The sequence below is a fragment of the Gordonia sihwensis NBRC 108236 genome (genome assembly GCF_000333035.1).
Taxonomy (GTDB): Bacteria; Actinomycetota; Actinomycetes; order Mycobacteriales; family Mycobacteriaceae; genus Gordonia; species Gordonia sihwensis.
In genome coordinates, this window is the sequence record NZ_BANU01000007.1 from 14,936 (window position 1) to 35,652 (window position 20,717).

The following is a 20,717-nucleotide window of genomic DNA, read 5'->3' on the forward strand; positions in this document are numbered from 1 at the left end:
GCGTCCACGGGCGTCGAGCCCAGGCGGTCACAGACGGTGAGACGGTTGCACGATACTGTGGCACCCGTGACTGACGGAACCGTCCTCGCTTACATTCCGAGCCCGCCGCAGGGGGTGTGGTACCTCGGCCCCGTGCCGATCCGCGCTTACGCCCTGTTCATCATCGTCGGCATCGTCGTCGCGGTCTGGTGGGGCAGTCGCCGCTGGCGGGCCCGCGGCGGTCAGCCCGGTGAGGTGGTCGACGTCGCACTGTGGGCGGTGCCCTTCGGGCTGATCGGCGGCCGGCTGTATCACGTGCTCACCGACTGGAGCACGTATTTCGGCGCCGGAGGAAAAGGCCTCGGTGCGGTCTTCCGCATCTGGGACGGCGGCCTCGGCATCTGGGGCGCGGTCGCGCTCGGCGCTGTCGGTGCATGGCTCGGAGCCCGGACCATGGGTATCAGGCTTCCGCCGTTCGGGGACGCGATCGCGCCGGCGATCCTGCTCGCGCAGGCCATCGGCCGGCTCGGCAACTACTTCAACCAGGAACTGTTCGGTCGGCCCACCACCGTGCCGTGGGGCCTGGAGATCTACGACCGCTCCGACTCCAGCGGAGTGATCTCGTACAAGCTGATCGACGGCGTCTCCACCGGGAACGTGTACGCGGTGGTGCACCCGACCTTCCTGTACGAACTCCTGTGGAATGTCTTCTTCGTGGTCGTGCTGGTGCTCGTCGACCGGCGGTTCCGCATCGGGCACGGCCGGCTCTTCGCGCTGTACGTCGCGGGCTACTGCGTCGGCCGGTTCGTCGTCGAGCTGATGCGCGACGACTACGCCACGCACATCTTCGGCGTCCGCGTGAACGTCTTCACCGCGGCGATCGTGTTCCTGTGCGCGGCCCTCTACTTCGTCATGGCGCCCAAGGGCCGCGAGCAGGGTCTGTCGATGTACTGGCCGCGCAAGGCGGAGGAACTCGCGGCCGAGGGCGCCGTCGGATACGTGCCGCCCGAGATGGACGACGAGGCGGCCGACGAGGATCGGGCGGTCTACGACGACGAGACGCTCCATGACGAGGCCGTCGACGACGAGACGCTCTATGACGATCAGGCGGTCTACGAGGACGAGGTGGTCGACGAGGGCCCGGCGGACTATGACGCCGAGGCCGGGACTCACGACGAGGCCGCATCGGAGGTTCCGGAGGCCGCTGAACCGGAGTTCGAGGTGGCGGCCACCTCCGACGCTCTCTTCGCTCCGGAGGCGGACTCCGCGGAGGCTGCTGTCGGCGCGGACGAGACCGATGAGACCGAGACCGATGCCGCCGAGACCGGTGCCGCCGAGACCGATGAGACCGATGCCGCCGGGTCCCAGCCGGAGGGCACGGTGGTCCCGGGCGTCGAACCGTCGATCGCCGAATCGACTGTGGAGCAGGGGTACACGATCGTTCCCGCGGACGACGAGGAGCTCTCGCGCATCACGATCATCGAGCAGAATCCGGGCGGTTCGGCGGGGTCCATCGAGATCCGCCGCAGTGACGACGCACCCGAGCCCGACGCACCCGAGGCCCGCGGGGTCACTGAGGCCCCCGAGGCGCCCGAAGAGGTCGATCAGACCGCCGATGACACAGCCGACGAGACCGTCGAGACCGACGGGGAACGACCGGCCGAAGGCGACGAACGGAGCGGTCCCGACACCTCGAAGGACAAGTGAGTCGGTCGTCACCGGTGTCCGGCTGAGACCGAGGCGACACGCTGTGGCGCGACCGCTAGCCTTAAGGGGTGACTCGTCGAACAAAAATCGTCTGTACCCTCGGCCCCGCCACCAATACCCTCGAACGCATCACCGAACTCCTCGAGTGCGGCATGGATGTCGCCCGACTGAACTTCAGCCACGGCGCGCACGCCGACCACCGCAGCGTCTACGACAACGTTCGCGGAGCGAGCCTCGCCACCGGTAAGCCCGTCGGCATCCTGGCGGATCTGCAGGGCCCCAAGATCCGGCTCGGCAAGTTCGCCGACAACGGCCGGCCCAACGGCGCCGTGGACTGGAACGACGGCGAGCAGGTGCGGATCACCGTCGACGACGTGATCGGCGACCACGATCGGGTGTCGACCACGTACTCCCAGCTCGCCCAGGACGCCGAGCCGGGAGACCGTCTGCTGGTGGACGACGGGAAGGTCGGCCTGGTGGTCGACCGGGTCGACGGGAACGACGTCGTGTGCACCGTCACCGAGGGCGGCACCGTCAGTAACAACAAGGGCCTGTCGATGCCGGGCATGAAGATCTCGGTGCCCGCCCTGTCGGAGAAGGACATCGCCGATCTGGAGTTCGCCCTGGAACTCGGCGTCGACCTGATCGCCCTGTCCTTCGTGCGCAGCCCCGCTGACATCGAGTTGGTGCGCGAGGTCATGGACCGCGTCGGCCGTCGCGTTCCAGTGGTCGCCAAGCTGGAGAAGCCCGAAGCCATCGAGAACCTCGAGGCCGTGGTGCTGGCGTTCGACGCGATCATGGTCGCCCGCGGCGACCTGGGCGTCGAGATGCCGCTGGAGGAGGTGCCTCTGGTGCAGAAGCGGGCCATCCAGATGGCGCGTGAGAACGCGAAGCCGGTGATCGTCGCGACGCAGATGCTCGACTCGATGATCGAGAACTCCCGGCCCACGCGTGCCGAGGCCTCGGATGTGGCCAATGCCGTGCTGGACGGCGCGGACGCCGTGATGCTTTCCGGCGAGACCTCGGTCGGCAAGTACCCCTTCGAGACGGTGCGCACCATGAGCCGCATCGTGTCGGCGGTCGAGGGCGGCACGCGCGACGTCCCGCCGCTCAAGCACGTCCCGCGCACCCGCCGCGGCATCGTCACCTACGCGGCTCGCGACATCGCGGAGCGACTCAACGCCACCGCCATCATCGCTTTCACCGAGTCGGGTGACACCGTTCGCCGGGTGGCGCGACTGCACTCGCGAGTTCCGCTGATCGCGTTCACCGCGACCGAGGCCACGCACAATCAGATGGCGGTCAGCTGGGGCGTCGACTCGTACCTCGTGCCGCGGATGCAGCACACCGACGACATGATCGACCAGGTCGACGACGTCCTCACCGAGAACGGGCGGCTCAAGAAGGGCGACACGGTCGTCATCATCGCCGGAGCTCCGGCTTCGGTGATCGGGTCGACCAACTTCGTCCACGTTCATCGCATCGGCGAGCAGGACCACTGATCCGCGACCAGCGGTGCGGCGCCGCCCGTCGAGTCGACGGGGCGGCGGGCGGCCCGCATCGCTGGCATAGGGTTGTGGCATGACCAACCCGAACACCGACGCTGCGGCGACGACGTCCGCCGATCTGGCCGAGCTGCTCGAACTCCTCGATCTGGAGCGCGTCGACGACGACCTGTTCATCGGGCAGCACGGCGATCAAGTGATGGCCCGCACCTTCGGCGGGCAGTTGCTCGGGCAGGGCGTGGTGGCGGCCGGCCGGACCCTGGTGAAGGGTGCGCCGCCGGTCCACGCACTGCATGCGCACTTCATCCGCGGTGGCGACGTCACCGAGCCGATCGAGTATCACGTCGACCGTTACCGCGACGGACGGGCCTTCGCGAACCGGCAGGTGACTGCCAAGCAGGGTGACGAGGTGGTCTTCACGATGCTGGTGGCCTTCCAGGACAACTCCGCGGGCCTCGCGCACGCCGTGGAGATCCCCGAAGTGCCGTATCCGGAGGAGTTGCCGCCGCTCGACGAGCATTTCAAGGGGTACGAAGAGACCATCGAGGCGTTCGTGAACGCACTGCACCCGGTGGACATCCGGTTCGCCAACGATCCGGCCTGGGTGATGAAGGGGACCGGCGAGAAGCTGACCCACAACCGCGCCTGGATGAAGGCCGACGGTGTGCTGCCGGACGATCCGCTCATGCATGTCGCGACGATGGCGTACTCGTCGGACACCACGGTCCTCGACTCGATCATCACCACCCACGGACTGTCGTGGGGACACGACCGGCTGTTCGCGGCGACCGTCAACCATTCGATGTGGTTCCATCACGACTTCCGGTTCGACGAGTGGATGCTGTACGCGACGGAGTCCCCGGTCGCGGCCGGCTCGCGCGGGCTGGGCTCGGGCCGATTCTTCAAGCGCGACGGCACGCTCGCGACCTCTGTGGTGCAGGAGGCGCTCATCAAGTACTTCCCGCCGCGCGACTGAGGCCCGAGAATGACTGAGAGCATCCCGAATCCGGAGCCCGCCCTTCCGTCCGGCGGGCAGGCTCCGTCCGAATTGCGCTTCTTCCTGCCTCCGGGCCCGCCGCTGTCGCCCAAACGGTGGCAGCGCCGATGGAAGATCGGCATCCGCGTGGGCAGCGCCGTCGCCGCAGTGGTGCTGATCGCTTTCGCCGCACTCGCCATCGGCTCGGGCGTGGTGTCGAGTTCGCGCTACACCGCCACCGGTGGCGTCGAGGTGGACTGCACCACGCGGAACATGCCGCGGCTCCCCGCCGTGGGCTTCGGCTCCCTCGTGCAGATCTTCGATGCTCAGTCGGGCGAACGCTACGGCCAGTCGACGCTTGACCGATTCCGCGCCCTCCCGAGCGGTATCTGCCTTGCCGGATTCGAGATCCGCGACGTCCGGGTCGCCTCGCTCTACACGGTCGAGATCGGGAGGCTGTACCGCACTCTCGTGTCGGAGGAGGCACTCAAGGACGGTGCGCTGCTCTCGTAGCCGCTCGCACCAGACCGGCGTCGGTCATCTCCAGATCCGACGCGGCACCTCCACCCGGGCCGGCGACGCCCCGATCCCGCACCGAGCGTTTCGCGGACAGGTGCACCGCGTGCACGCCGGTGCCCCGGATGGCAGGGATGGCCTCCGCCGTGACGCCCCCGCCCGCCATCACTTCGACACCGGTGTCGGCGGCCACGAGCGCACGCAGCACATCGAGTCCGTCGCCGGCGCGAGCAGCACCTCCCGAGGTGAGGACGCGATCGACGCCGAGACCGGCGAGCACGGTGAGGGCCGCGATCGGATCGGCGGCGGCGTCGATGGCGCGGTGGAAAGTCACGTCGATGCGCCGGCCGGCCCGCTGCTCGGCGTCACGCGCCGCCGCGAGGAGTCGTCCGGTCGCGCCGGCGTCGACCGTCCCGTCGGCGTGCAGCGCGCCGATCACGACGCCTCGCGCACCGAGCCGGACGGCTGCGGCCACGTCGGCCGCGAGGACATCGACTTCGGCGTCCGAGTAGACGAATCCTCCCGGCCGGGTGCGGATCAGGGCGTGCACGTCGATCCCGACCGCACACACCGCGTCGAGAAGTCCCGCGGACGGCGTCAGTCCGCCGGTGACTCCAAGCGCCGCGCACAGTTCGACGCGATCGGCGCCGTTCGCCCGTGCCGTCGCGGCGCCCTCGGCATCCTGCACCGCGATCTCCACTGCCGGCCGCACGGCGAGCTCAGCCGAGGGGACGCGAGAGCGGGACGTTGACCCAGCTGGGCTTCGCCGGATCGATCTCGATGTACTGCGGCCGCAGCTGCGACGACCACAGACCCGGACCGAGCGGCAGCGACTTCGGGAAGTTGAGCGAGTAGAGGTCCACCCGCAGTCGATCTCCGGGCTTCAGCGCGGCCTGCGTCGCCGACATCGGGATGTCGACGTCGAGGATCTGGCCCGGCCGGACCTTGGCGTAGTGGTCGAGCGAGAGGTACAGGACCGGGTCGGTGAGGTCTCCGTTCGGTGCGTATCCGCTTCGGCTCGGGTCCACCGCGCGCAACGACACCATCAGCTGTCCCATGGACACCACGCGTGACCGGCCGTCGGGGGAGACGACGTTGAGCGTCGCGTGCCAGTAGCCGTCGGGCGCGTTCAGCCGTTGCCGCAGATGGACGACGGGGGTGCCGCTGATCCGGGTCAGAGCGGTCGCGGGCCGGCCGGTGAAGGTCTGCGCCGCCGTCTCCGAGAGCCGGGTGTCGTTGCCGCAGAAGTCGAACAGTGCGGTCACGCCGGCGGTCGACTGAGCGGAGTCGCGGTCGCAGAGTGTCGAGAGTCCGGGCTTGACCTCGCGCGTGGCGCGCTTCGCGGGCCTGCTCGCACTGAGTGACCCGTCGCCTGCGACCGGTGTGTTCACCGAATGCGACGGTGTGCCGCGCAGGTATTGGCGCTGGTACGTGTGTCCGGGCAGCGGGAACGACGGGCCCTGCAGGAACCCGCCGTTCGGTTCCGACGCCAAGGTGGCCTGGGGGTACCGGTCGATGCCGTTGTCGATGCCCTTGAGCCACTTGTCGTACCAGGCTCGCGCGAGGACGTCGAGGCGCGGTGGGTATCCGGGCCGGCCGAAGTTCGAACTCGACGTCACGTGGTAGCCGTCGTCCATGATGAGCTTCTTCTTCGCATCCGGCAGTTGCGAGAGGCCCCGGAGCATCCGGGATTCGGAGTTGGTGAACAGGTCGTTCCACCCGCCGATCGTGAAGGAGGGCGTCGTGATCGCGCCGACATCCGTGTACAGCGAGTCGCGCCGAGCTGTACCGGCCGTCATCATGCTGCGCGTCTGGGGGCTGAAGCCGTTGACGTCACGCGTCACGAGCGCGTCGATCAGCAGGTCGAAGTACGTCAGCGGGTCCTTGACGCGGTCGGCGAGCCACTTCCAGTCGAAGGTTCCGTTCAGCATCGAGGCGATGTTGGGAATCATCTTGGTCCCGTTCACGATCGCCAGCCAGAAGCTCAGGAATCCGACGCCCAGACCGCCGCCGGGCGCGATGATGTCACGCACCAGATCCGCACCGGGGACGACGGGGAAGATCGCGCCCAGCTTGCCCGGCGCGTCGGCGGCGGCCTGCAACTGGTTGATCCCCGAGTACGAGACCCCGGCCATGCCGGTCTTCCCGTTCGACCATCGCTGCTTGGACGCCCAGTCCAGCACCTCGACGGTGTCGCGGCGCTCGCGATCGCCGAAGACCTGCCAGGTGCCCTGCGAGAAGCCGGTGCCGCGCACGTCTACGACGAGCATGTTGTAGCCGCTCTTGATGAGCTTGGGATCGTACGAGAAGGTCTGGATCAGGCCGCCGCGCAGCGCGCCGACCAGTTCGTTGTATCCCGACAGCACCGTGCCCTGGAGATTGATCCCGTTCAGCAGGTCGATCAGCTGCGGGGCCAGGACCGGATAGTTCGTCACCTCGCTCGCGAGCGCCGACACCATCTTGGTGTAGGGCGTCATGTTGACGATGGTCGGCAGCTTCTCTCGCACCGGCGCGCCGGACCGGTCCGTGGGACGGATCAGGTTGCCCCGCAGCACCGTCCCGTCCGACATGCGGATCGGCACGTCCGGGGTCACCCGGTACCCCGAGTACTTCTGGGGGCCGTCCTGCGTGCGTGTCCATCGGGCGCCGAGCGTCCCGAAGACCGCGGCGTCCGACGGGCCGGTGCCTGTCGGCAGCGCCACCAGCGGCAGGGCGATGAGCAGTGCGAGGGCAGCGGTCACGATCCGGCCGCGTAGCGATGACTTCACCTGGTGTTTCCTCCCCGAGCAAGCAGAGTCGAACCGGACACGCCTTCATCGTTCTGTGACCTGACTCTCAGGTAACAATAAGTCGGAGGTGAAGGAAAGGGAAGAGTCGTGTGGGGCGCGTCGCCCGCCACCGCGCCGCGGCATGGGGCGGATGCGCGATCCGGACCAGAGCATGAGTACACTTGCATCTCGCACCACCACCGGCCCCGGTGGCGAAATTGGCAGACGCGCCGCACTCAAAATGCGGTCTCTAACGAGGTGCCGGTTCGAGTCCGGCCCGGGGCACGTATGGATTCTGCGTTCGGCGCAGATGCGTGACCGCCGTCAGCGATCGGAGCGAAGCGATGAACGACCCCGACAAGCCGGCGAGCAGAGTCGTTGTCGCCGAGGATGATTCGCTGATCCGCATGGATCTGATCGAGATGCTGCGCGACGAGGGATACGACGTCGTCGGGGAGGCCCCGAACGGTCAGGTCGCCGTCGATCTGGCCGAGCAGCTCCGTCCCGACGTCGTCATCATGGATGTGAAGATGCCGGTCCGCGACGGCATCGACGCGGCCAGCGAGATCGCGCGCAAGAGGATCGCACCCGTCGTCATGCTGACGGCGTTCAGCCAGCGTGAGTTCGTCGAACGTGCCCGCGACGCCGGCGCGATGGCGTACCTGGTCAAGCCGTTCAACCAGGCCGACCTCGTCCCCGCGATCGAGGTGGCGCTCAGCCGGTATCGTGAGCTCAAGGTGCTCGAGGCTGAGATCGCCGACATGTCAGGCCGTTTCGAGGCCCGGAAACTCATCGAGCGGGCGAAGGGTCTGCTCATGGACAAGCAGGGAATGACCGAGCCGGAGGCCTTCCGCTGGATTCAGCGGAACGCGATGGACAAGCGCGCCACGATGAAGGCGGTCGCCGAGATCGTGGTCGACACGCTCGGCGACGGGACCGACCAGCCGCGGTCGTAGCGGGCTGCCGCGACTGTCCGACCCACGCCCTAGACTCGTCTGCGTGAGTGCAGCGCAGACAACGAACAAGTCGGGTGCGGGGACCAGAGCCGCGGGCAAGGCGGGCGGCAGGCCGACGCTGATGCTTCTGGACGGTCACTCGCTGGCCTACCGGGCGTTCTTCGCGTTGCCCGCCGAGAACTTCAAGACGAACACCGGCCAGAGCACCAACGCGGTCTACGGCTTCACGTCGATGCTGATCAATCTGCTGCGCGACGAGGAGCCGAGCCACATCGCCGCCGCGTTCGACGTCTCCCGGCAGACCTTCCGGTCGGAGATGTTCCCCGAGTACAAGGCGCAGCGGAGTTCGTCGCCCGACGAATTCCGGGGCCAGGTCGACCTCACCAAGGACGTCCTCGACGCGATGGGCATCCCGGTGATGGCGATCGAGGGGTACGAGGCCGACGACATCATCGCCACGCTCGCGACGGCCGCCGACCGCCAGGGGTACCGGGTCCTCGTCGTCACCGGCGACCGCGACTCACTGCAGCTGGTCAACGAGAACATCACCGTGCTGTATCCGAAGCGCGGGGTGTCGGAGCTCACCCGTTTCACCCCCGAAGAGGTGGAGAAGAAGTACGGCCTCACGCCGTCGCAGTATCCGGACTTCGCCGCGCTCCGAGGCGACCCCAGCGACAACCTCCCGGGCATCCCGGGGGTCGGGGAGAAGACGGCGGCCAAATGGATCCGCGAATACGGCTCGTTCGAGGAACTGGTGAACCGGGCCGATGAGGTGCGGGGCAAGGTGGGTGATTCACTGCGCGCCAATCTGGCCGGCGTCATCATGAACCGCAGGCTGACCGAACTGGTCCGCGACATGGAGTTGCCCGCCGGCCCCGACGACCTGGCCCTGCACGGTTGGGACAGGGACCGGATCCACCGGCTCTTCGACGATCTCGAGTTCAAGGTCTTGCGCGACCGGCTGTTCTCCACCCTGACCTCGGTGGAGCCCGAGGCGGAGTCGGGCTTCGACCTGCGCGGGAAGCGACTGGGCTCGGGTGAGGTGGCCGGGTGGCTGGTCGAGCACACCGCGTCGGGGCGCAGCGGACTCGCGGTGACCGGTCGGCGCGCGGTGGTCGGCAGCGACGTCGAGTCGCTCGCTATCGCCGGGTCCGACGGAGAGGCCGCGTTCATCGATCCCACCTCGCTGAGTGTGGACGACGATGCGGCGCTGGCGGATTGGCTGGCCGACGAGACCCGGCCCAAGGCCGTGCACGAGGTGAAGTGGGCCCTGCACGCGCTCCGCGGACGCGGGTGGACGCTGGCCGGAGTCACCTCCGACACCGCTCTCGCCGCGTATCTGGTGCGGCCGGGACAGCGGACCTTCAACCTCGACGACCTCGTGCTCCGGTACCTGCGACGGGAGCTCAAGGCGGACGACGCCCAGACCGACGACGGTCAGCTCTCGCTGCTCGACGACGACGCCGACGCGCAGCGCGCGGCAGATCAACTGATGCTGTCGGCCCAGGCTGTCGCCGAACTCGCCGACACGCTGGACACGGAACTGGAGCGGATCGAGGGCTCGGCGCTGCTGCGAGAGATGGAACTTCCGCTCGCGTTCGTTCTCGCCGAACTGGAGTGCGCGGGCATCGCCGTCGACGTCGAACACCTGGACGCGCTCGAGCGCGGGTTCGCGCAGCGGGTGCGCGACGCGGCCGAGGCGGCGTACGAGGTGATCGGCGAGCAGGTGAACCTCGGGTCGCCCAAACAGCTGCAGGCGATCCTCTTCGACAAGCTCGACATGCCGAAGACGAAGAAGACCAAGACCGGCTACACCACCGACGCGGACGCTCTCACGTCGTTGTACGAGAAGACCGAGCATCCGTTCCTGAAGCATCTGCTCGAGCATCGCGACGCCACCCGGCTGCGGGTGACGGTGGAGGGCCTCCAGAAGACCGTCGCGGACGATCAGCGCATCCACACCACGTTCAATCAGACCGTGGCGGCGACGGGTCGGCTGTCCTCGACGGACCCGAACCTGCAGAACATCCCGGTGCGCACCGATGCGGGCCGCCAGATCCGGCACGCCTTCGTGGTGGCGCCGGGCCCGGTGCCGATCGGGGCCGCGCCCGTGGAGTTCGAGAGCCTGATGACGGCCGATTACTCGCAGATCGAGATGCGGATCATGGCGCACCTCTCGGAGGACGAGGGACTGATCGAGGCCTTCAACACCGGTGAGGACCTGCACAACTTCGTCGGTTCGCGTGCCTTCGGGGTTCCGGTGGACCAGGTGGACCCGCAGATGCGTTCACGGGTCAAGGCGATGTCGTACGGCCTGGCCTACGGGTTGTCGGCATACGGTCTGGCCGCTCAGCTCGGGATCAGCCGCGAAGAGGCGAAGCAGCAGATGGAGCAGTACTTCGATCGCTTCGGCGGCGTCCGCGACTATCTTCACCGCGTCGTCGAGGAGGCGCGCCGGAACGAGTACACGGCCACCCTGTTCGGCCGGCGCCGGTATCTGCCCGACCTCAACTCCGACAACTTCCAGCGTCGTCAGGCCGCCGAGCGGATGGCGCTCAACGCCCCCATTCAGGGCACCGCCGCCGACATCATCAAGGTGGCGATGATCAACGTGCAGAACCGGTTGCGGGCCGAGAAGCTGTCGTCGCGGATGCTGCTGCAGGTGCACGACGAACTGGTGATCGAGGTCGCCCGCGGCGAGCGGGAGACGGTGGAGGCGGTGGTCCGCGCCGAGATGGGCGGAGCGATCGAGCTCTCGGTTCCACTGGAGGTCTCGGTCGGCTACGGCCGGAGTTGGGACGACGCCGCGCACTGACCCGAACAGGGTTGTCGAGTAAGCGCAGGAGCGAAGCGACGGAGCGCATCGAGACGAACACCAGCCGCGGTGACTCCGCGACAACGTGGCGACGGTCAGCCGAAGTATGGGACCTTCTCTTACAGAGACAGTCCCGATGAACAGGAACCCGCGAATGACAGACACGCTCCGCCTCGCAGTCCTCGAGGGCGACGGAATCGGACCCGAGGTGGTGCCGGTTGCCGTGGACGTCGCGACCCGGGCCCTCGCGGCACAGGGGCTGACGGTGGAGACCACCGCGCTGCCGTTCGGTGCCGCCGCCGTCGAGTCCGACGGCGCGCCCGTGCCCGCGAGCACGCTCGACGCGCTGGAGAAGTTCGATCTCTGGGTGGTCGGACCGCATGACAGCGCCTCGTACCCGGCCGAAGTGCGGTATCCGCCGCCGGGCGCGGTGTTGCGCAAGCAGTTCGGTCTGTACGCGAACCTGCGGCCCGCCCGGGCTGTCTCCGGTGTGACGGCGACCGCGCCCGACATCGATGTCCTGGTGGTCCGGGAGAACAGCGAGGGACTGTACGCGGACCGGAACATGACGATCGGCAGCGGCGAGTTCATGCCGACGCCGGACGTCGCGCTCGCGGTGGGCGTGGTCACCCGCGCGGCGTCCGAACGCATCGCGGTCGAGGCGTTCGAAGCGGCACGCCGGCGGCGCGGGCACGTCACCGTGGTGCACAAGGCCAACGTGCTGCGACTGACGACGGGACTGTTCCGGGACGAATGCCTCGCGGTCGCCGAGCGTTACCCGGACGTCCGGGTGGACGAGCAGCACGTCGACGCGATGGCGGCGCTGCTGGTGCGTCGCCCGGCTGACTTCGATGTGATCGTCACCGAGAACCTGTTCGGCGACATCCTGTCGGACCTGGCGGCTGAACTGTCCGGTTCCCTCGGCCTGGCCCCGTCGATCAACGCCTCGGACACGCGCGCCATGGCGCAGGCGGTGCACGGCGCCGCACCGGACATCGCCGGCCGCGGCATCGCCGATCCGGTCGCCATGATCGGTTCGGGCGCCATGCTGCTGCGCTGGCATGCTGCGCGTTCGGGCGACAGCCGAGTGTCGGCGGCGGCCGATGCGATCGACGGCGCGGTGGCCCATGTGCTCGGTGAGGGGATCGCCACGGCCGACCTGGGCGGCGGTGCGTCGACCTCGGAGTTCGGGGCGGCGGTCGCGGCGCAGGTCGGCTGAATCTCGCCCCGGTCGGCCGCGGCGGCCGGCGAACCCGTCATACTCATAGACTCCGGGGGATCACACCGATCCCCGGTCACGACGGAGAGGTGCCGATGCGAGTGCGATCGCTGCGCGTGCGGGTGCTGGCCGGTGTGGCGGCCGCGGCGCTCGCAGTTCCCGTGCTGTCGGGCTGCGTGGTCGACGAGTCGGCGCTCGACACCAAGCCGATCACGGTGAAGGTGGAGAAGCAGCCCGAGATCGCCGCGATGCTGCCCGCGAGCATTCGAGAATCCGGAGTGCTGCGTGTGGGTACCAACCCGCCGTACCAGCCGAACGAGTTCAAGGACCGAGAAGGTCACATCATCGGATTCGACGTCGACCTGATGAACGCCGTGGCCGGCGTCCTCGGGCTGCGGGCCGAGTACAGCGAGTCCGACTTCGACAAGATCATCCCCGCGATGCAGGGCGGCACTTTCGATCTGGGGATGTCGTCGTTCACCGACTCGCTGGAGAGGCAGAAGGAGGTCGACTTCGTCGACTACTTCAGCGCCGGAATCAAATGGGCGCAGAAGGTGGGCAGGGGGATCGACCCGGACAACGCCTGCGGCCTCCGCGTCGGAGTGCAGAGCACCACGGTCGAAGACACCGATGAGATCCCCGCCAAGAGCGCCGCATGCGAGAAGGCGGGCAAGGACCCGATCATCAAAGTCAAGTTCGAGACCCAGGATCAGGTGGTGAACGCCTTGCTCCTGGGCCAGATCGACGCGTTCTCGGCCGATTCTCCGGTGACCGCGTACGCGATCAAGAAGACCGACGGTCAGCTCGAGGAAGTGGGGCCGCTGTACGACGCGGCGCCGTACGGGTGGCCGATCGTCAAGGGCTCTGCGCTCGGACCCGCTCTGCAGGCAGCCCTGCAGTACCTCATCGACAACGGTCAGTACGAGAAGATCGCCACACATTGGGGAGTGGAAGCAGGAATGATTCAGCGATCCGAGATCAACGGAGCGAAGGGCTGAACCGATGACGGCAAGTGACATCCGGGCCGGCGACACGGCGGAGACCCCCGCACCGATCAAGGCCGTCCCCCTCCGGCATCCCGGACAGTGGATCGCCGCTGTGATCATTCTCGGGCTGGTCGGGCTCTTCGTGTACGGCGCGGCCACCAATCCCGCGTACCACTGGTCCACCTACGGCAAGTACCTGTTCGAAGAACGCATCCTGTCGGGTGTCGGATACACGCTGGCGCTGACCGTCCTCGCGATGATCATCGGGGTGATCCTCGGCGTGATCCTGGCGGTGATGCGGATGTCACAGAACAAGGTGCTCAGTTCCGCGGCCTGGGTGTACCTGTGGGTATTCCGTGGCACTCCGATCTTCGTTCAGCTGGTCCTGTGGGGGCTCGTCGGTTCGCTCTACAAGACCGTCCGGGTCGGCATACCCTTCGGCCCGACCGCGTTCGAAATCGACATCCAGGCCTTCAGCCTCAAGTACGTCTTCCTGATCGCCGTGATCGGGCTCGCCCTCAATGAGGCCGCGTATATGGCGGAGATCGTCCGCGCCGGCATCTCCTCCGTGGGCGAAGGACAGATGGAGGCGTCGGTGGCGCTGGGCATGTCGTGGTGGCAGACGATGCGGCGAATCGTGCTGCCACAGGCGATGCGGGTGATCATCCCGCCCACCGGCAACGAGGTCATCAGCATGCTCAAGACCACCAGCCTCGTGGCCGCGGTGCCTTTCAGCCTCGAACTGTACGGCCGCCAACGGGATATCTCGGGCGTCAACTTCCAGCCGATCCCGATGCTGCTCGTGGCGTCGACGTGGTATCTGGTCGTCACCTCGGTGCTGATGATCGGGCAGCACTTCGTCGAGAAGCACTACGAGAAGGGTGCCTCGCGCGAGCTGTCGGAGGGCCAGCTGCAGGCGCTCGCCGCCGCCAACAAGACGGTCGTGGAGGAGGGCAAGTGACGGACACCGGTGTTTCGTCCGACGGCGGCCGGCCGATGGTGCTGGCCGACCGCGTATGCAAGAACTTCGGCGCCCTTCAGGTGCTGAAGGGTGTGTCCATCGAGGTGCAACCCGGCGAGGTCGCATGTCTGATCGGCCCCTCGGGCTCGGGGAAGTCCACCTTTCTGCGGTGCGTCAATCACCTCGAGAAGGTCAACGCCGGACGTCTGGAGGTGGACGGCGAGCTGATCGGTTATCGAGAGCGCGGCGGCCGACTCTACGAGCTCAGCCCGCGCGAGGCGGCCAGGCAGCGCCGCGACATCGGGATGGTGTTTCAGCATTTCAACTTGTTTCCGCACCGGACCGCGCTGGAGAACATCATCGAGGCTCCGGTCCTGGTCGGCGGGAAGTCCAAGAGCGAGGCCACCGAGCGCGCTCTGGACCTGCTGAGCCAGGTGGGCCTGCGGGCCAAAGCCGACGCCTACCCGGCCCAGCTCTCGGGCGGACAGCAGCAGCGCGTCGCCATCGCCCGCGCGCTCGCCATGGATCCGAAGCTGATGCTCTTCGACGAGCCGACTTCGGCTCTCGACCCGGAACTCGTCGGCGACGTGCTGGCGGTCATGCGGACCCTCGCCGCGGAGGGGATGACGATGGTGGTGGTCACCCACGAAATGGGCTTCGCCCGCGAGGTGGCCGACCAGTTGGTCTTCATGGACGGTGGAGTGGTGGTCGAACGCGGGGATCCCCGTGAGCTGCTGTCGAACCCGCAGCAGGCGCGAACCCAGGAGTTCCTCTCCAAGCTGCTGTAGCGGGCCCGCTCACACGGTGGCGATCGGCGTGAGGATCCCGGGCGGATCGGTCCGGGCCGCCTCGGTGAAGCGGTGGCCCCAGAAGCTCGGCTTGCGGTAGGTGCGGGCGATCCAGCTCAGGTCGTCGACCACCAGACCCCCGTAGCCGAGCTCCAGCTGAAACCCCGACGGCGTCCCGACATAGGTCGACGTCATGAGGTCGTTCGAGTGCCGGCCGAGCGTCTGCATCACCGGGACGCGATGCTTCTCGACCAGGTCGATCGCGCGGCCGAGATCGTCCATGTGCTGGTATTCCAGCATCAGGTGGTTCACGCCGATGTGGCCGGGCGCCTCCGCGAGCGCCAGCGAGTGGTGGCGGCCGTTGACGTGGTAGAACCGCACGTCGAAGTGATCCGACACGATTCGGTCGGAGAGCCGGAATCCGAGTACCCCGGAATAGAACTCGTCGGCTTCCGCGAGGTCCGGTACCTGGTAGACGATGTGTCCCAGCCCCTGATCGCCCGTCACGAACCCGCCGCGCATGGTCCGTCCCGCGCGGAACGAGTTGGGGGTGGCGCCCTTGCCCCAGGACAGTTCGTGGCGAAGTCCCCACGGGTCGGTGAACCAGGCCAGTTCGGCGACGCCGCGGTCGCGCAGGACCGGTGCGTCGGCCCACTCCAGGCTCAATCCGCGGCGCGCGAGATGCTCGGCGAACGCGTGCAGATCGGTCTCGTTGGCCAAGCCCCAGCCGGTGTATCGGAGTTCGTCGGTAGCGCCGGGGTGGATGCAGATGCGGAAGTCGACGTCGTCGACAGCGAGCCGGACCGTACCGTCGGGCGTTCGGCTGTGAATCATCGCGCCGACGATCTCGGGTCCGTAGGTCGACCAGTCCGACGAGCGCGGTGAGCCGAAGCCGACGTACGAGAGTTCTTGAATCATTCGAGAGTCCTTCGCTTGGGGAACGTGTTCTCGCGTCTGAAGGTAGACCGCAATAATGAATGGGTCAACCAACAATTATGGTCCATAACGAAATCGGTGAGAGTTGCCGCACTCGATAGGCTGACGGGATGACAGGTAAGGCGCCGCCAGAAGACCTTCTCGGCGATTCGCTGAGCGCACGGCTCGGCTTCCAGTTGGTGAAGGCGGCGATCGGGGTGCGCCGGGCGTATGCGGCGGAGCTGAGACGGCACGGGCTCCTGCCGCATCAACACGCGATCCTCGCGGTGCTCGTCGACGGCGAGGGGCTCTATCAGCGGCAGCTCGCCGAGGCGGTGCGCGTCGATCCGCCCGATCTCGTTCCGTACATCGACGGCTTGGTGAAGGAGGGGCTGGCCGCGCGTTCCCCGGACCCGAAGGATCGGCGTCGGCAGATCGTCACGATCACCCCTGCCGGCACCGAGCGGCTCGGTGAGGCCGACAGGGGCCTGGACGTGGTCGAGTCGGCGTTGTTCCGTCGGCTCTCGTCCTCCGATCGGAGTCGATTGCGCAAGGTATTGGCGGAGATCGATCAGGAGGACTGAATCGGTCGGCGCGCCTCGCGCGCCGCGATTCGTGCTCGTACTTCGGGACGCCGCAGCGGCGGGACGGTTCGCGGAGGCTGCCTGCGGGCCGGAAGTGCGTCGAGGAGTTCAACGGTCGCCGCGGTCACGGCGTCTACCGCCGTCTCGATCGCGTCGTGGTTGGCGTCGGTGACCTTGCGGATTCCGGAGACCTTCCGCACGTACTGCAGCGCGGCTGCCCGGATCTCTTCGTCAGTCGCTGCCGGCTCAAGGCCGCGCAGTTCGGTGATGTTGCGGCACATGAGCCCAGGCTACGCCGCGCCGCCACGTCTCGTGCCCGGAGCGGAGTCGGTCGCGATCTCAGCGTGCGTGCGAGCCTGCTCGGCTCGAGCCGCCCGGCGGGCGGCCCACGCGCCGAGGGTCGCCTCGACGTCGCGCGGCATCGTGATCAGTGGCGGCCCTTCCGGGGTCTGATACCGGGCGTTGACCGCCCGGGTGTTGAAATCCTCCACCTCGCGGCGCGCGGCCCGCTCGCTGGACATCGCATCGAGTTCGGCGTCGAGTTCGGCGTCGTCCTTCCGCAATTGGAGGGACGGCGGCAGTGAGACGAGCCGCTCTCGCTTCAAGTAGCGCTTGATCCACCAATCCGGGTCGTCGTGGTCTGACAGATCGAGAGGTTCGCCGGCTCCGGGCAGATCGTCGAAGTCGCCGCGTCGAGCTTGACGCTGGGTGACCGTCAGCGGGTTGCGTGCGCGCAGTGAGTCGAAATCCATTGGTGCACGCGGGAGGGTGGTCTGGGTGGTTTCGACTCGCTCCGCTCGCTCAACCAGCGGGAGGGCCGGGTTCGCTCGTCGGCGGGAGGGTTGGGTTCGCTCGGTCGGCGGGAGACCCGAGACGGCGGACGGTCGCGCCGTCGAGACTCGACGGCTCTGCGCGCCTCATTCGGGCTTGCGGCAGACGAAGATGGCGGTGCCCGGGAAGTAGGAGCCCCGCAGCGGCGACCACTGGCCCCACTCGTCCTCGAGGTCGTCGGGCCACTCCGGCTCGACGATGTCCTCCAGCAGTAAACCCGCGGCGACGATCTCGCGAACGCGATCACCGATCGTCCGGTGGTGTTCGACGTACGTGACTTCGCCGTCGTCGCCGGTCTCCGAGTATGGGGTTCGCGAGAAGTACGACATACGAACCACGAGACCTTCGGGTCCGGGGTCGTCGAGGAACATCCAGCGAATCGGATGGTTGGTGGCGAACACCCATCGGCCGCCGGGGCGCAGCACCCGCGCGACCTCGCGCATCATGCGGGCCGAGTCGGCGACGAACGGGACGGCGCCGAACGACGAGCAGGCTTTGTCGAACGACTCGTCGGCGAAGGGGAGGTGCTCGGCGCCGGCCTGGACGAGGGGAACCGGTGCGTCGTCGCGCTGCATCGACTCCAGGCCGTGCCGCAGCATGCCGATCGACACGTCGAGACCGATCACGTTGGCGCCCTGGGTTTTCAGCCATCTCGCGCACGGCGCCGAGCCGCATCCGACCTCGAGCACGTCGCGGCCGGCGACGTCGCCGAGAAGCCGGGCCTCCGACTCCCGGTAGCGCTCGGGGCCCCAGACGAACTCGCCTCCCGGTGTGTCGCCGCCGATGAAGTGGCCGTGCTCCTCGTGGTACTCGTCGGCTTCGCCGTCCCACCATGTCCGGTTCGCTCGTTCGCTGACGGCCGAGTCGATCTCACCGAGGACGCGAGGCGGTCGGGAAGTCATGGAGATGGTCCTCTCGTGGCATGGCGTTGGCTCCGAGCCTAGTGACCGCATGCCGGTCACTGAACGCGGAGCACACGTCGACCTCAGCAGCCTCGGCCGGGAATCACCACGTCGACCTTCGCGTCGCCGTCCCACCTGCGGATGGCCGACGCCCGTCCTACGACGGTCGGCCACGACAGCAGTTGCAGCGCGGCCGCGAGCTCGTCGGCAGTCAGTCGCAGCCCGAGCGTCACGTGCGGCGTCCACTGTCCGGGCAGGCTGTGCTGCGCGAGCTCGGTGACCCGTTCGCGGGTGAGCCGGACGATCGTCGCATGGACGGTGAGCAGTTCCGACGACGGCACCACCGCGCGGGCCAGTGTGTACTTGCGGCCGGCGGCGAACACGACCGCGCCGCCGACTCGGAACTCGAAGGGCAGTCGCTGGGCCGTGGAGGCCAGGGCGGAATCGGCGGCGGGCGAGATCGCAGTGCCGGCGAGCAGGGTGCAGTGCGGCCGATTGGTCCGGGCCCGCACCCGGCCCGCGCTCGGCAATCCGGCGGCTTCGAGCGCGTCCCACTGCGCACGAACGGCGGCCTCGGTCTCGGGATCGGGCAGGATCTCGATCGAATGTGCCATCCTCGGCTCCTTCTGTGCGCGCGTCCCGGAGACAGTATTTGTGCAGGTAGGCCCGCAGTAGTACGCTTGCACACGTGTATGCGCGAAGCATGCACTCTGCGCCGACCGGAACGTCACGTCGAGGCGGTGCGCACAATCGAAGGAAACCGGGCGCAGCCTGCGAAGACTGTCCCGTTTACCGTACCTACTAGATACCTGTCCGGAGCAACTCAACATATGTCGTCCCCCACGATTTCCTCGCCGCAAGTAGCCGTCAACGACATCGGCTCGGCCGAGGACTTCCTCGCCGCTGTCGACTCGACGATCAAGTACTTCAATGACGGCGACATCGTCGAAGGCACCATTGTCAAGGTCGATCGCGACGAGGTCCTGCTCGACATCGGCTACAAGACCGAGGGCGTCATTCCCTCGCGCGAGCTGTCGATCAAGCACGACGTCGACCCCAACGAAGTCGTCACCGTCGGCGACGAGGTCGAGGCCCTCGTTCTCACCAAGGAGGACAAGGAAGGCCGCCTGATCCTGTCGAAGAAGCGTGCGCAGTACGAGCGCGCTTGGGGCACGATCGAGGAGCTCAAGGAGAAGGACGAGGCCGTCAAGGGCACCGTCATCGAGGTCGTCAAGGGCGGCCTGATCCTCGACATCGGCCTGCGCGGCTTCCTCCCGGCTTCGCTGGTGGAGATGCGTCGCGTCCGCGACCTGCAGCCGTACATCGGCAAGGAGGTCGAGGCCAAGATCATCGAGCTCGACAAGAACCGCAACAACGTCGTTCTGTCGCGCCGCGCTTGGCTGGAGCAGACCCAGTCGGAGGTCCGCAGCGAGTTCCTCAACCAGCTGCAGAAGGGCCAGGTCCGCAAGGGCGTCGTGTCCTCGATCGTCAACTTCGGTGCGTTCGTCGACCTCGGCGGCGTCGACGGTCTGGTTCACGTCTCCGAACTGTCGTGGAAGCACATCGATCACCCGTCCGAGGTCGTCACCGTCGGCGACGAGGTCACCGTCGAGGTCCTCGACGTCGACATGGACCGCGAGCGCGTGTCGCTGTCGCTGAAGGCCACCCAGGAAGACCCGTGGCGCCAGTTCGCCCGTACCCACGCGATCGGTCAGATCGTTCCGGGCAAGGTCACCAAGCTCGTGCCGTTCGGCGCCTTCGTGCGCGTCGAAGAGGGCATCGAGGGTCTGGTCCACATCTCCGAGCTGGCGGAGCGCCACGTCGAGGTTCCGGACCAGGTCGTCTCCGTCGGCGACGACGCGATGGTCAAGGTCATCGACATCGACCTGGATCGCCGCCGCATCTCGCTGTCGCTGAAGCAGGCCAACGAGGACTACACCGAGGAGTTCGACCCCTCGAAGTACGGTATGGCCGACAGCTACGACGACCAGGGGAACTACATCTTCCCCGAGGGCTTCGACGCCGAGACCAACGAGTGGCTCGAGGGCTACGACAAGCAGCGTGAGGAGTGGGAGGCCCGCTACGCGGAGGCCGAGCGCCGTCACAAGCTGCACACCGCTCAGATCGAGAAGTTCGCCGCGGCTGCCGCCGAGGCGGAGAACGCTCCGAGCGACTACTCGTCGTCGAGCTCGGCTTCGCAGTCGACCTCGTCGAGCAGCGGCCCGGCCCAGACCGGCGGATCGCTCGCCAGCGACGAGCAGCTCGCCGCACTGCGCGAGAAGCTGTCGGGCAACGCCTGATTCACGCGC

At 67.6% G+C, this 20,717-nt stretch carries 19 protein-coding genes and 1 tRNA gene; 13 read left to right on the plus strand and 7 right to left on the minus strand.

Annotation, left to right across the window (positions count from 1 at the left end):
* The first annotated feature begins 66 nt into the window (after positions 1 to 66).
* The 4 genes from lgt (at position 67) to GSI01S_RS05190 (ending at position 4,680) form a co-directional block, all read left to right on the plus strand.
* Positions 67 to 1,686, plus strand: a complete 1,620-nt coding sequence (gene lgt / locus GSI01S_RS05175) for a prolipoprotein diacylglyceryl transferase (protein WP_006895392.1) — start codon at positions 67 to 69, stop codon at positions 1,684 to 1,686.
* Between the two features lie 68 nt (positions 1,687 to 1,754).
* Positions 1,755 to 3,188, plus strand: a complete 1,434-nt coding sequence (pyk, locus tag GSI01S_RS05180; RefSeq protein ID WP_006895393.1) for a pyruvate kinase — start codon at positions 1,755 to 1,757, stop codon at positions 3,186 to 3,188.
* Positions 3,189 to 3,267: 79 nt separating this feature from the next.
* Positions 3,268 to 4,167 (plus strand): acyl-CoA thioesterase, encoded by a 900-nt coding sequence (locus GSI01S_RS05185; protein WP_006895394.1) that lies wholly within the window; start codon positions 3,268 to 3,270, stop codon positions 4,165 to 4,167.
* Positions 4,168 to 4,176: 9 nt separating this feature from the next.
* The gene (locus GSI01S_RS05190; RefSeq protein WP_006895397.1) at positions 4,177 to 4,680 is read left to right on the plus strand and encodes a hypothetical protein; all 504 of its coding nucleotides are present in this window, start codon (positions 4,177 to 4,179) and stop codon (positions 4,678 to 4,680) included.
* Here GSI01S_RS05190 and GSI01S_RS05195 read toward each other — a convergent pair.
* Together GSI01S_RS05195 and GSI01S_RS05200 are read right to left on the minus strand one after the other, a co-directional pair.
* Positions 4,655 to 5,395 carry a copper homeostasis protein CutC gene (locus GSI01S_RS05195; protein WP_006895399.1) on the minus strand — a complete coding sequence of 247 codons (741 nt, stop codon included), beginning with the start codon at positions 5,393 to 5,395 and terminating at the stop codon, positions 4,655 to 4,657. The two genes, GSI01S_RS05190 and GSI01S_RS05195, sit on opposite strands and share 26 nt — an antisense overlap.
* Before the next feature lie 7 nt (positions 5,396 to 5,402).
* Positions 5,403 to 7,451, minus strand: a complete 2,049-nt coding sequence (locus GSI01S_RS05200) for a CocE/NonD family hydrolase (RefSeq protein WP_006895401.1) — start codon at positions 7,449 to 7,451, stop codon at positions 5,403 to 5,405.
* Between the two features lie 203 nt (positions 7,452 to 7,654).
* On the opposite strand from GSI01S_RS05200, the gene GSI01S_RS05205 reads away from it, so the two are divergent.
* From GSI01S_RS05205 to GSI01S_RS05235, 7 genes are all read left to right on the plus strand, one after another.
* A tRNA-Leu gene (locus tag GSI01S_RS05205) sits at positions 7,655 to 7,736 on the plus strand.
* 59 nt (positions 7,737 to 7,795) lie between these two features.
* A complete protein-coding gene (locus GSI01S_RS05210) occupies positions 7,796 to 8,407 on the plus strand; it encodes an ANTAR domain-containing response regulator (protein ID WP_006895403.1) in 612 nt (203 codons plus the stop codon).
* A gap of 121 nt (positions 8,408 to 8,528) precedes the next feature.
* A complete protein-coding gene (gene polA, locus GSI01S_RS05215) occupies positions 8,529 to 11,222 on the plus strand; it encodes a DNA polymerase I (RefSeq protein ID WP_101841563.1) in 2,694 nt (897 codons plus the stop codon).
* A 154-nt stretch (positions 11,223 to 11,376) separates the two neighbouring features.
* A complete protein-coding gene (locus GSI01S_RS05220) occupies positions 11,377 to 12,441 on the plus strand; it encodes an isocitrate/isopropylmalate dehydrogenase family protein (RefSeq protein ID WP_006895406.1) in 1,065 nt (354 codons plus the stop codon).
* 95 nt (positions 12,442 to 12,536) lie between these two features.
* Entirely contained in the window at positions 12,537 to 13,439 is a 903-nt protein-coding gene (locus GSI01S_RS05225) for an ABC transporter substrate-binding protein (RefSeq protein ID WP_006895407.1), read from the plus strand.
* A 4-nt stretch (positions 13,440 to 13,443) separates the two neighbouring features.
* Complete coding sequence (locus tag GSI01S_RS05230) at positions 13,444 to 14,388, plus strand: amino acid ABC transporter permease (protein WP_006895408.1); 945 nt, start codon at positions 13,444 to 13,446, stop codon at positions 14,386 to 14,388.
* Between the two features lie 35 nt (positions 14,389 to 14,423).
* Positions 14,424 to 15,176, plus strand: a complete 753-nt coding sequence (locus GSI01S_RS05235) for an amino acid ABC transporter ATP-binding protein (protein ID WP_006895409.1) — start codon at positions 14,424 to 14,426, stop codon at positions 15,174 to 15,176.
* A gap of 9 nt (positions 15,177 to 15,185) precedes the next feature.
* On the opposite strand, the gene GSI01S_RS05240 is transcribed toward GSI01S_RS05235, so the two are convergent.
* Positions 15,186 to 16,094 carry a VOC family protein gene (locus tag GSI01S_RS05240; RefSeq protein WP_006895410.1) on the minus strand — a complete coding sequence of 303 codons (909 nt, stop codon included), beginning with the start codon at positions 16,092 to 16,094 and terminating at the stop codon, positions 15,186 to 15,188.
* Positions 16,095 to 16,222: 128 nt separating this feature from the next.
* Here GSI01S_RS05240 and GSI01S_RS19465 point away from each other — a divergent pair, with 128 nt between their 5' ends.
* Positions 16,223 to 16,675: a MarR family winged helix-turn-helix transcriptional regulator gene (locus tag GSI01S_RS19465; RefSeq protein ID WP_006895411.1), complete on the plus strand. Its 453-nt coding sequence runs from the start codon at positions 16,223 to 16,225 to the stop codon at positions 16,673 to 16,675.
* On the opposite strand, the gene GSI01S_RS05250 is transcribed toward GSI01S_RS19465, so the two are convergent.
* From GSI01S_RS05250 to GSI01S_RS05265, 4 genes are all read right to left on the minus strand, one after another.
* Positions 16,663 to 16,956 carry a DUF2277 domain-containing protein gene (locus GSI01S_RS05250; protein ID WP_006895412.1) on the minus strand — a complete coding sequence of 98 codons (294 nt, stop codon included), beginning with the start codon at positions 16,954 to 16,956 and terminating at the stop codon, positions 16,663 to 16,665. The two genes, GSI01S_RS19465 and GSI01S_RS05250, sit on opposite strands and share 13 nt — an antisense overlap.
* A 9-nt stretch (positions 16,957 to 16,965) precedes the next feature.
* Entirely contained in the window at positions 16,966 to 17,427 is a 462-nt protein-coding gene (locus GSI01S_RS05255; protein ID WP_006895413.1) for a DnaJ family domain-containing protein, read from the minus strand.
* A gap of 165 nt (positions 17,428 to 17,592) precedes the next feature.
* Positions 17,593 to 18,408, minus strand: a complete 816-nt coding sequence (locus tag GSI01S_RS05260) for a class I SAM-dependent methyltransferase (protein WP_006895414.1) — start codon at positions 18,406 to 18,408, stop codon at positions 17,593 to 17,595.
* A gap of 83 nt (positions 18,409 to 18,491) precedes the next feature.
* The gene (locus GSI01S_RS05265; protein ID WP_006895415.1) at positions 18,492 to 19,022 is read right to left on the minus strand and encodes a 2'-5' RNA ligase family protein; all 531 of its coding nucleotides are present in this window, start codon (positions 19,020 to 19,022) and stop codon (positions 18,492 to 18,494) included.
* A 216-nt stretch (positions 19,023 to 19,238) separates the two neighbouring features.
* Between GSI01S_RS05265 and rpsA the strand changes: the two genes are divergently transcribed.
* The gene (gene rpsA, locus GSI01S_RS05270; RefSeq protein WP_006895416.1) at positions 19,239 to 20,708 is read left to right on the plus strand and encodes a 30S ribosomal protein S1; all 1,470 of its coding nucleotides are present in this window, start codon (positions 19,239 to 19,241) and stop codon (positions 20,706 to 20,708) included.
* Positions 20,709 to 20,717: the final 9 nt, after the last annotated feature.

Coding starts and splice junctions, on each gene's coding strand:
- GSI01S_RS05185 (WP_006895394.1), top strand. CDS start 3,268: ATGACCAACCCGAACACCGACGCTGCGGCGACGACGTCCGCCGATCTG.
- GSI01S_RS05190 (WP_006895397.1), top strand. CDS start 4,177: ATGACTGAGAGCATCCCGAATCCGGAGCCCGCCCTTCCGTCCGGCGGG.
- GSI01S_RS05210 (WP_006895403.1), top strand. CDS start 7,796: ATGAACGACCCCGACAAGCCGGCGAGCAGAGTCGTTGTCGCCGAGGAT.
- polA (WP_101841563.1), top strand. CDS start 8,529: ATGCTTCTGGACGGTCACTCGCTGGCCTACCGGGCGTTCTTCGCGTTG.
- GSI01S_RS05220 (WP_006895406.1), top strand. CDS start 11,377: ATGACAGACACGCTCCGCCTCGCAGTCCTCGAGGGCGACGGAATCGGA.
- GSI01S_RS05225 (WP_006895407.1), top strand. CDS start 12,537: ATGCGAGTGCGATCGCTGCGCGTGCGGGTGCTGGCCGGTGTGGCGGCC.
- GSI01S_RS05230 (WP_006895408.1), top strand. CDS start 13,444: ATGACGGCAAGTGACATCCGGGCCGGCGACACGGCGGAGACCCCCGCA.
- GSI01S_RS05235 (WP_006895409.1), top strand. CDS start 14,424: ATGGTGCTGGCCGACCGCGTATGCAAGAACTTCGGCGCCCTTCAGGTG.
- GSI01S_RS05240 (WP_006895410.1), bottom strand. CDS start 16,094: ATGATTCAAGAACTCTCGTACGTCGGCTTCGGCTCACCGCGCTCGTCG.
- GSI01S_RS19465 (WP_006895411.1), top strand. CDS start 16,223: ATGACAGGTAAGGCGCCGCCAGAAGACCTTCTCGGCGATTCGCTGAGC.
- GSI01S_RS05250 (WP_006895412.1), bottom strand. CDS start 16,956: ATGTGCCGCAACATCACCGAACTGCGCGGCCTTGAGCCGGCAGCGACT.
- GSI01S_RS05255 (WP_006895413.1), bottom strand. CDS start 17,427: ATGGATTTCGACTCACTGCGCGCACGCAACCCGCTGACGGTCACCCAG.
- GSI01S_RS05260 (WP_006895414.1), bottom strand. CDS start 18,408: ATGACTTCCCGACCGCCTCGCGTCCTCGGTGAGATCGACTCGGCCGTC.
- GSI01S_RS05265 (WP_006895415.1), bottom strand. CDS start 19,022: ATGGCACATTCGATCGAGATCCTGCCCGATCCCGAGACCGAGGCCGCC.
- rpsA (WP_006895416.1), top strand. CDS start 19,239: ATGTCGTCCCCCACGATTTCCTCGCCGCAAGTAGCCGTCAACGACATC.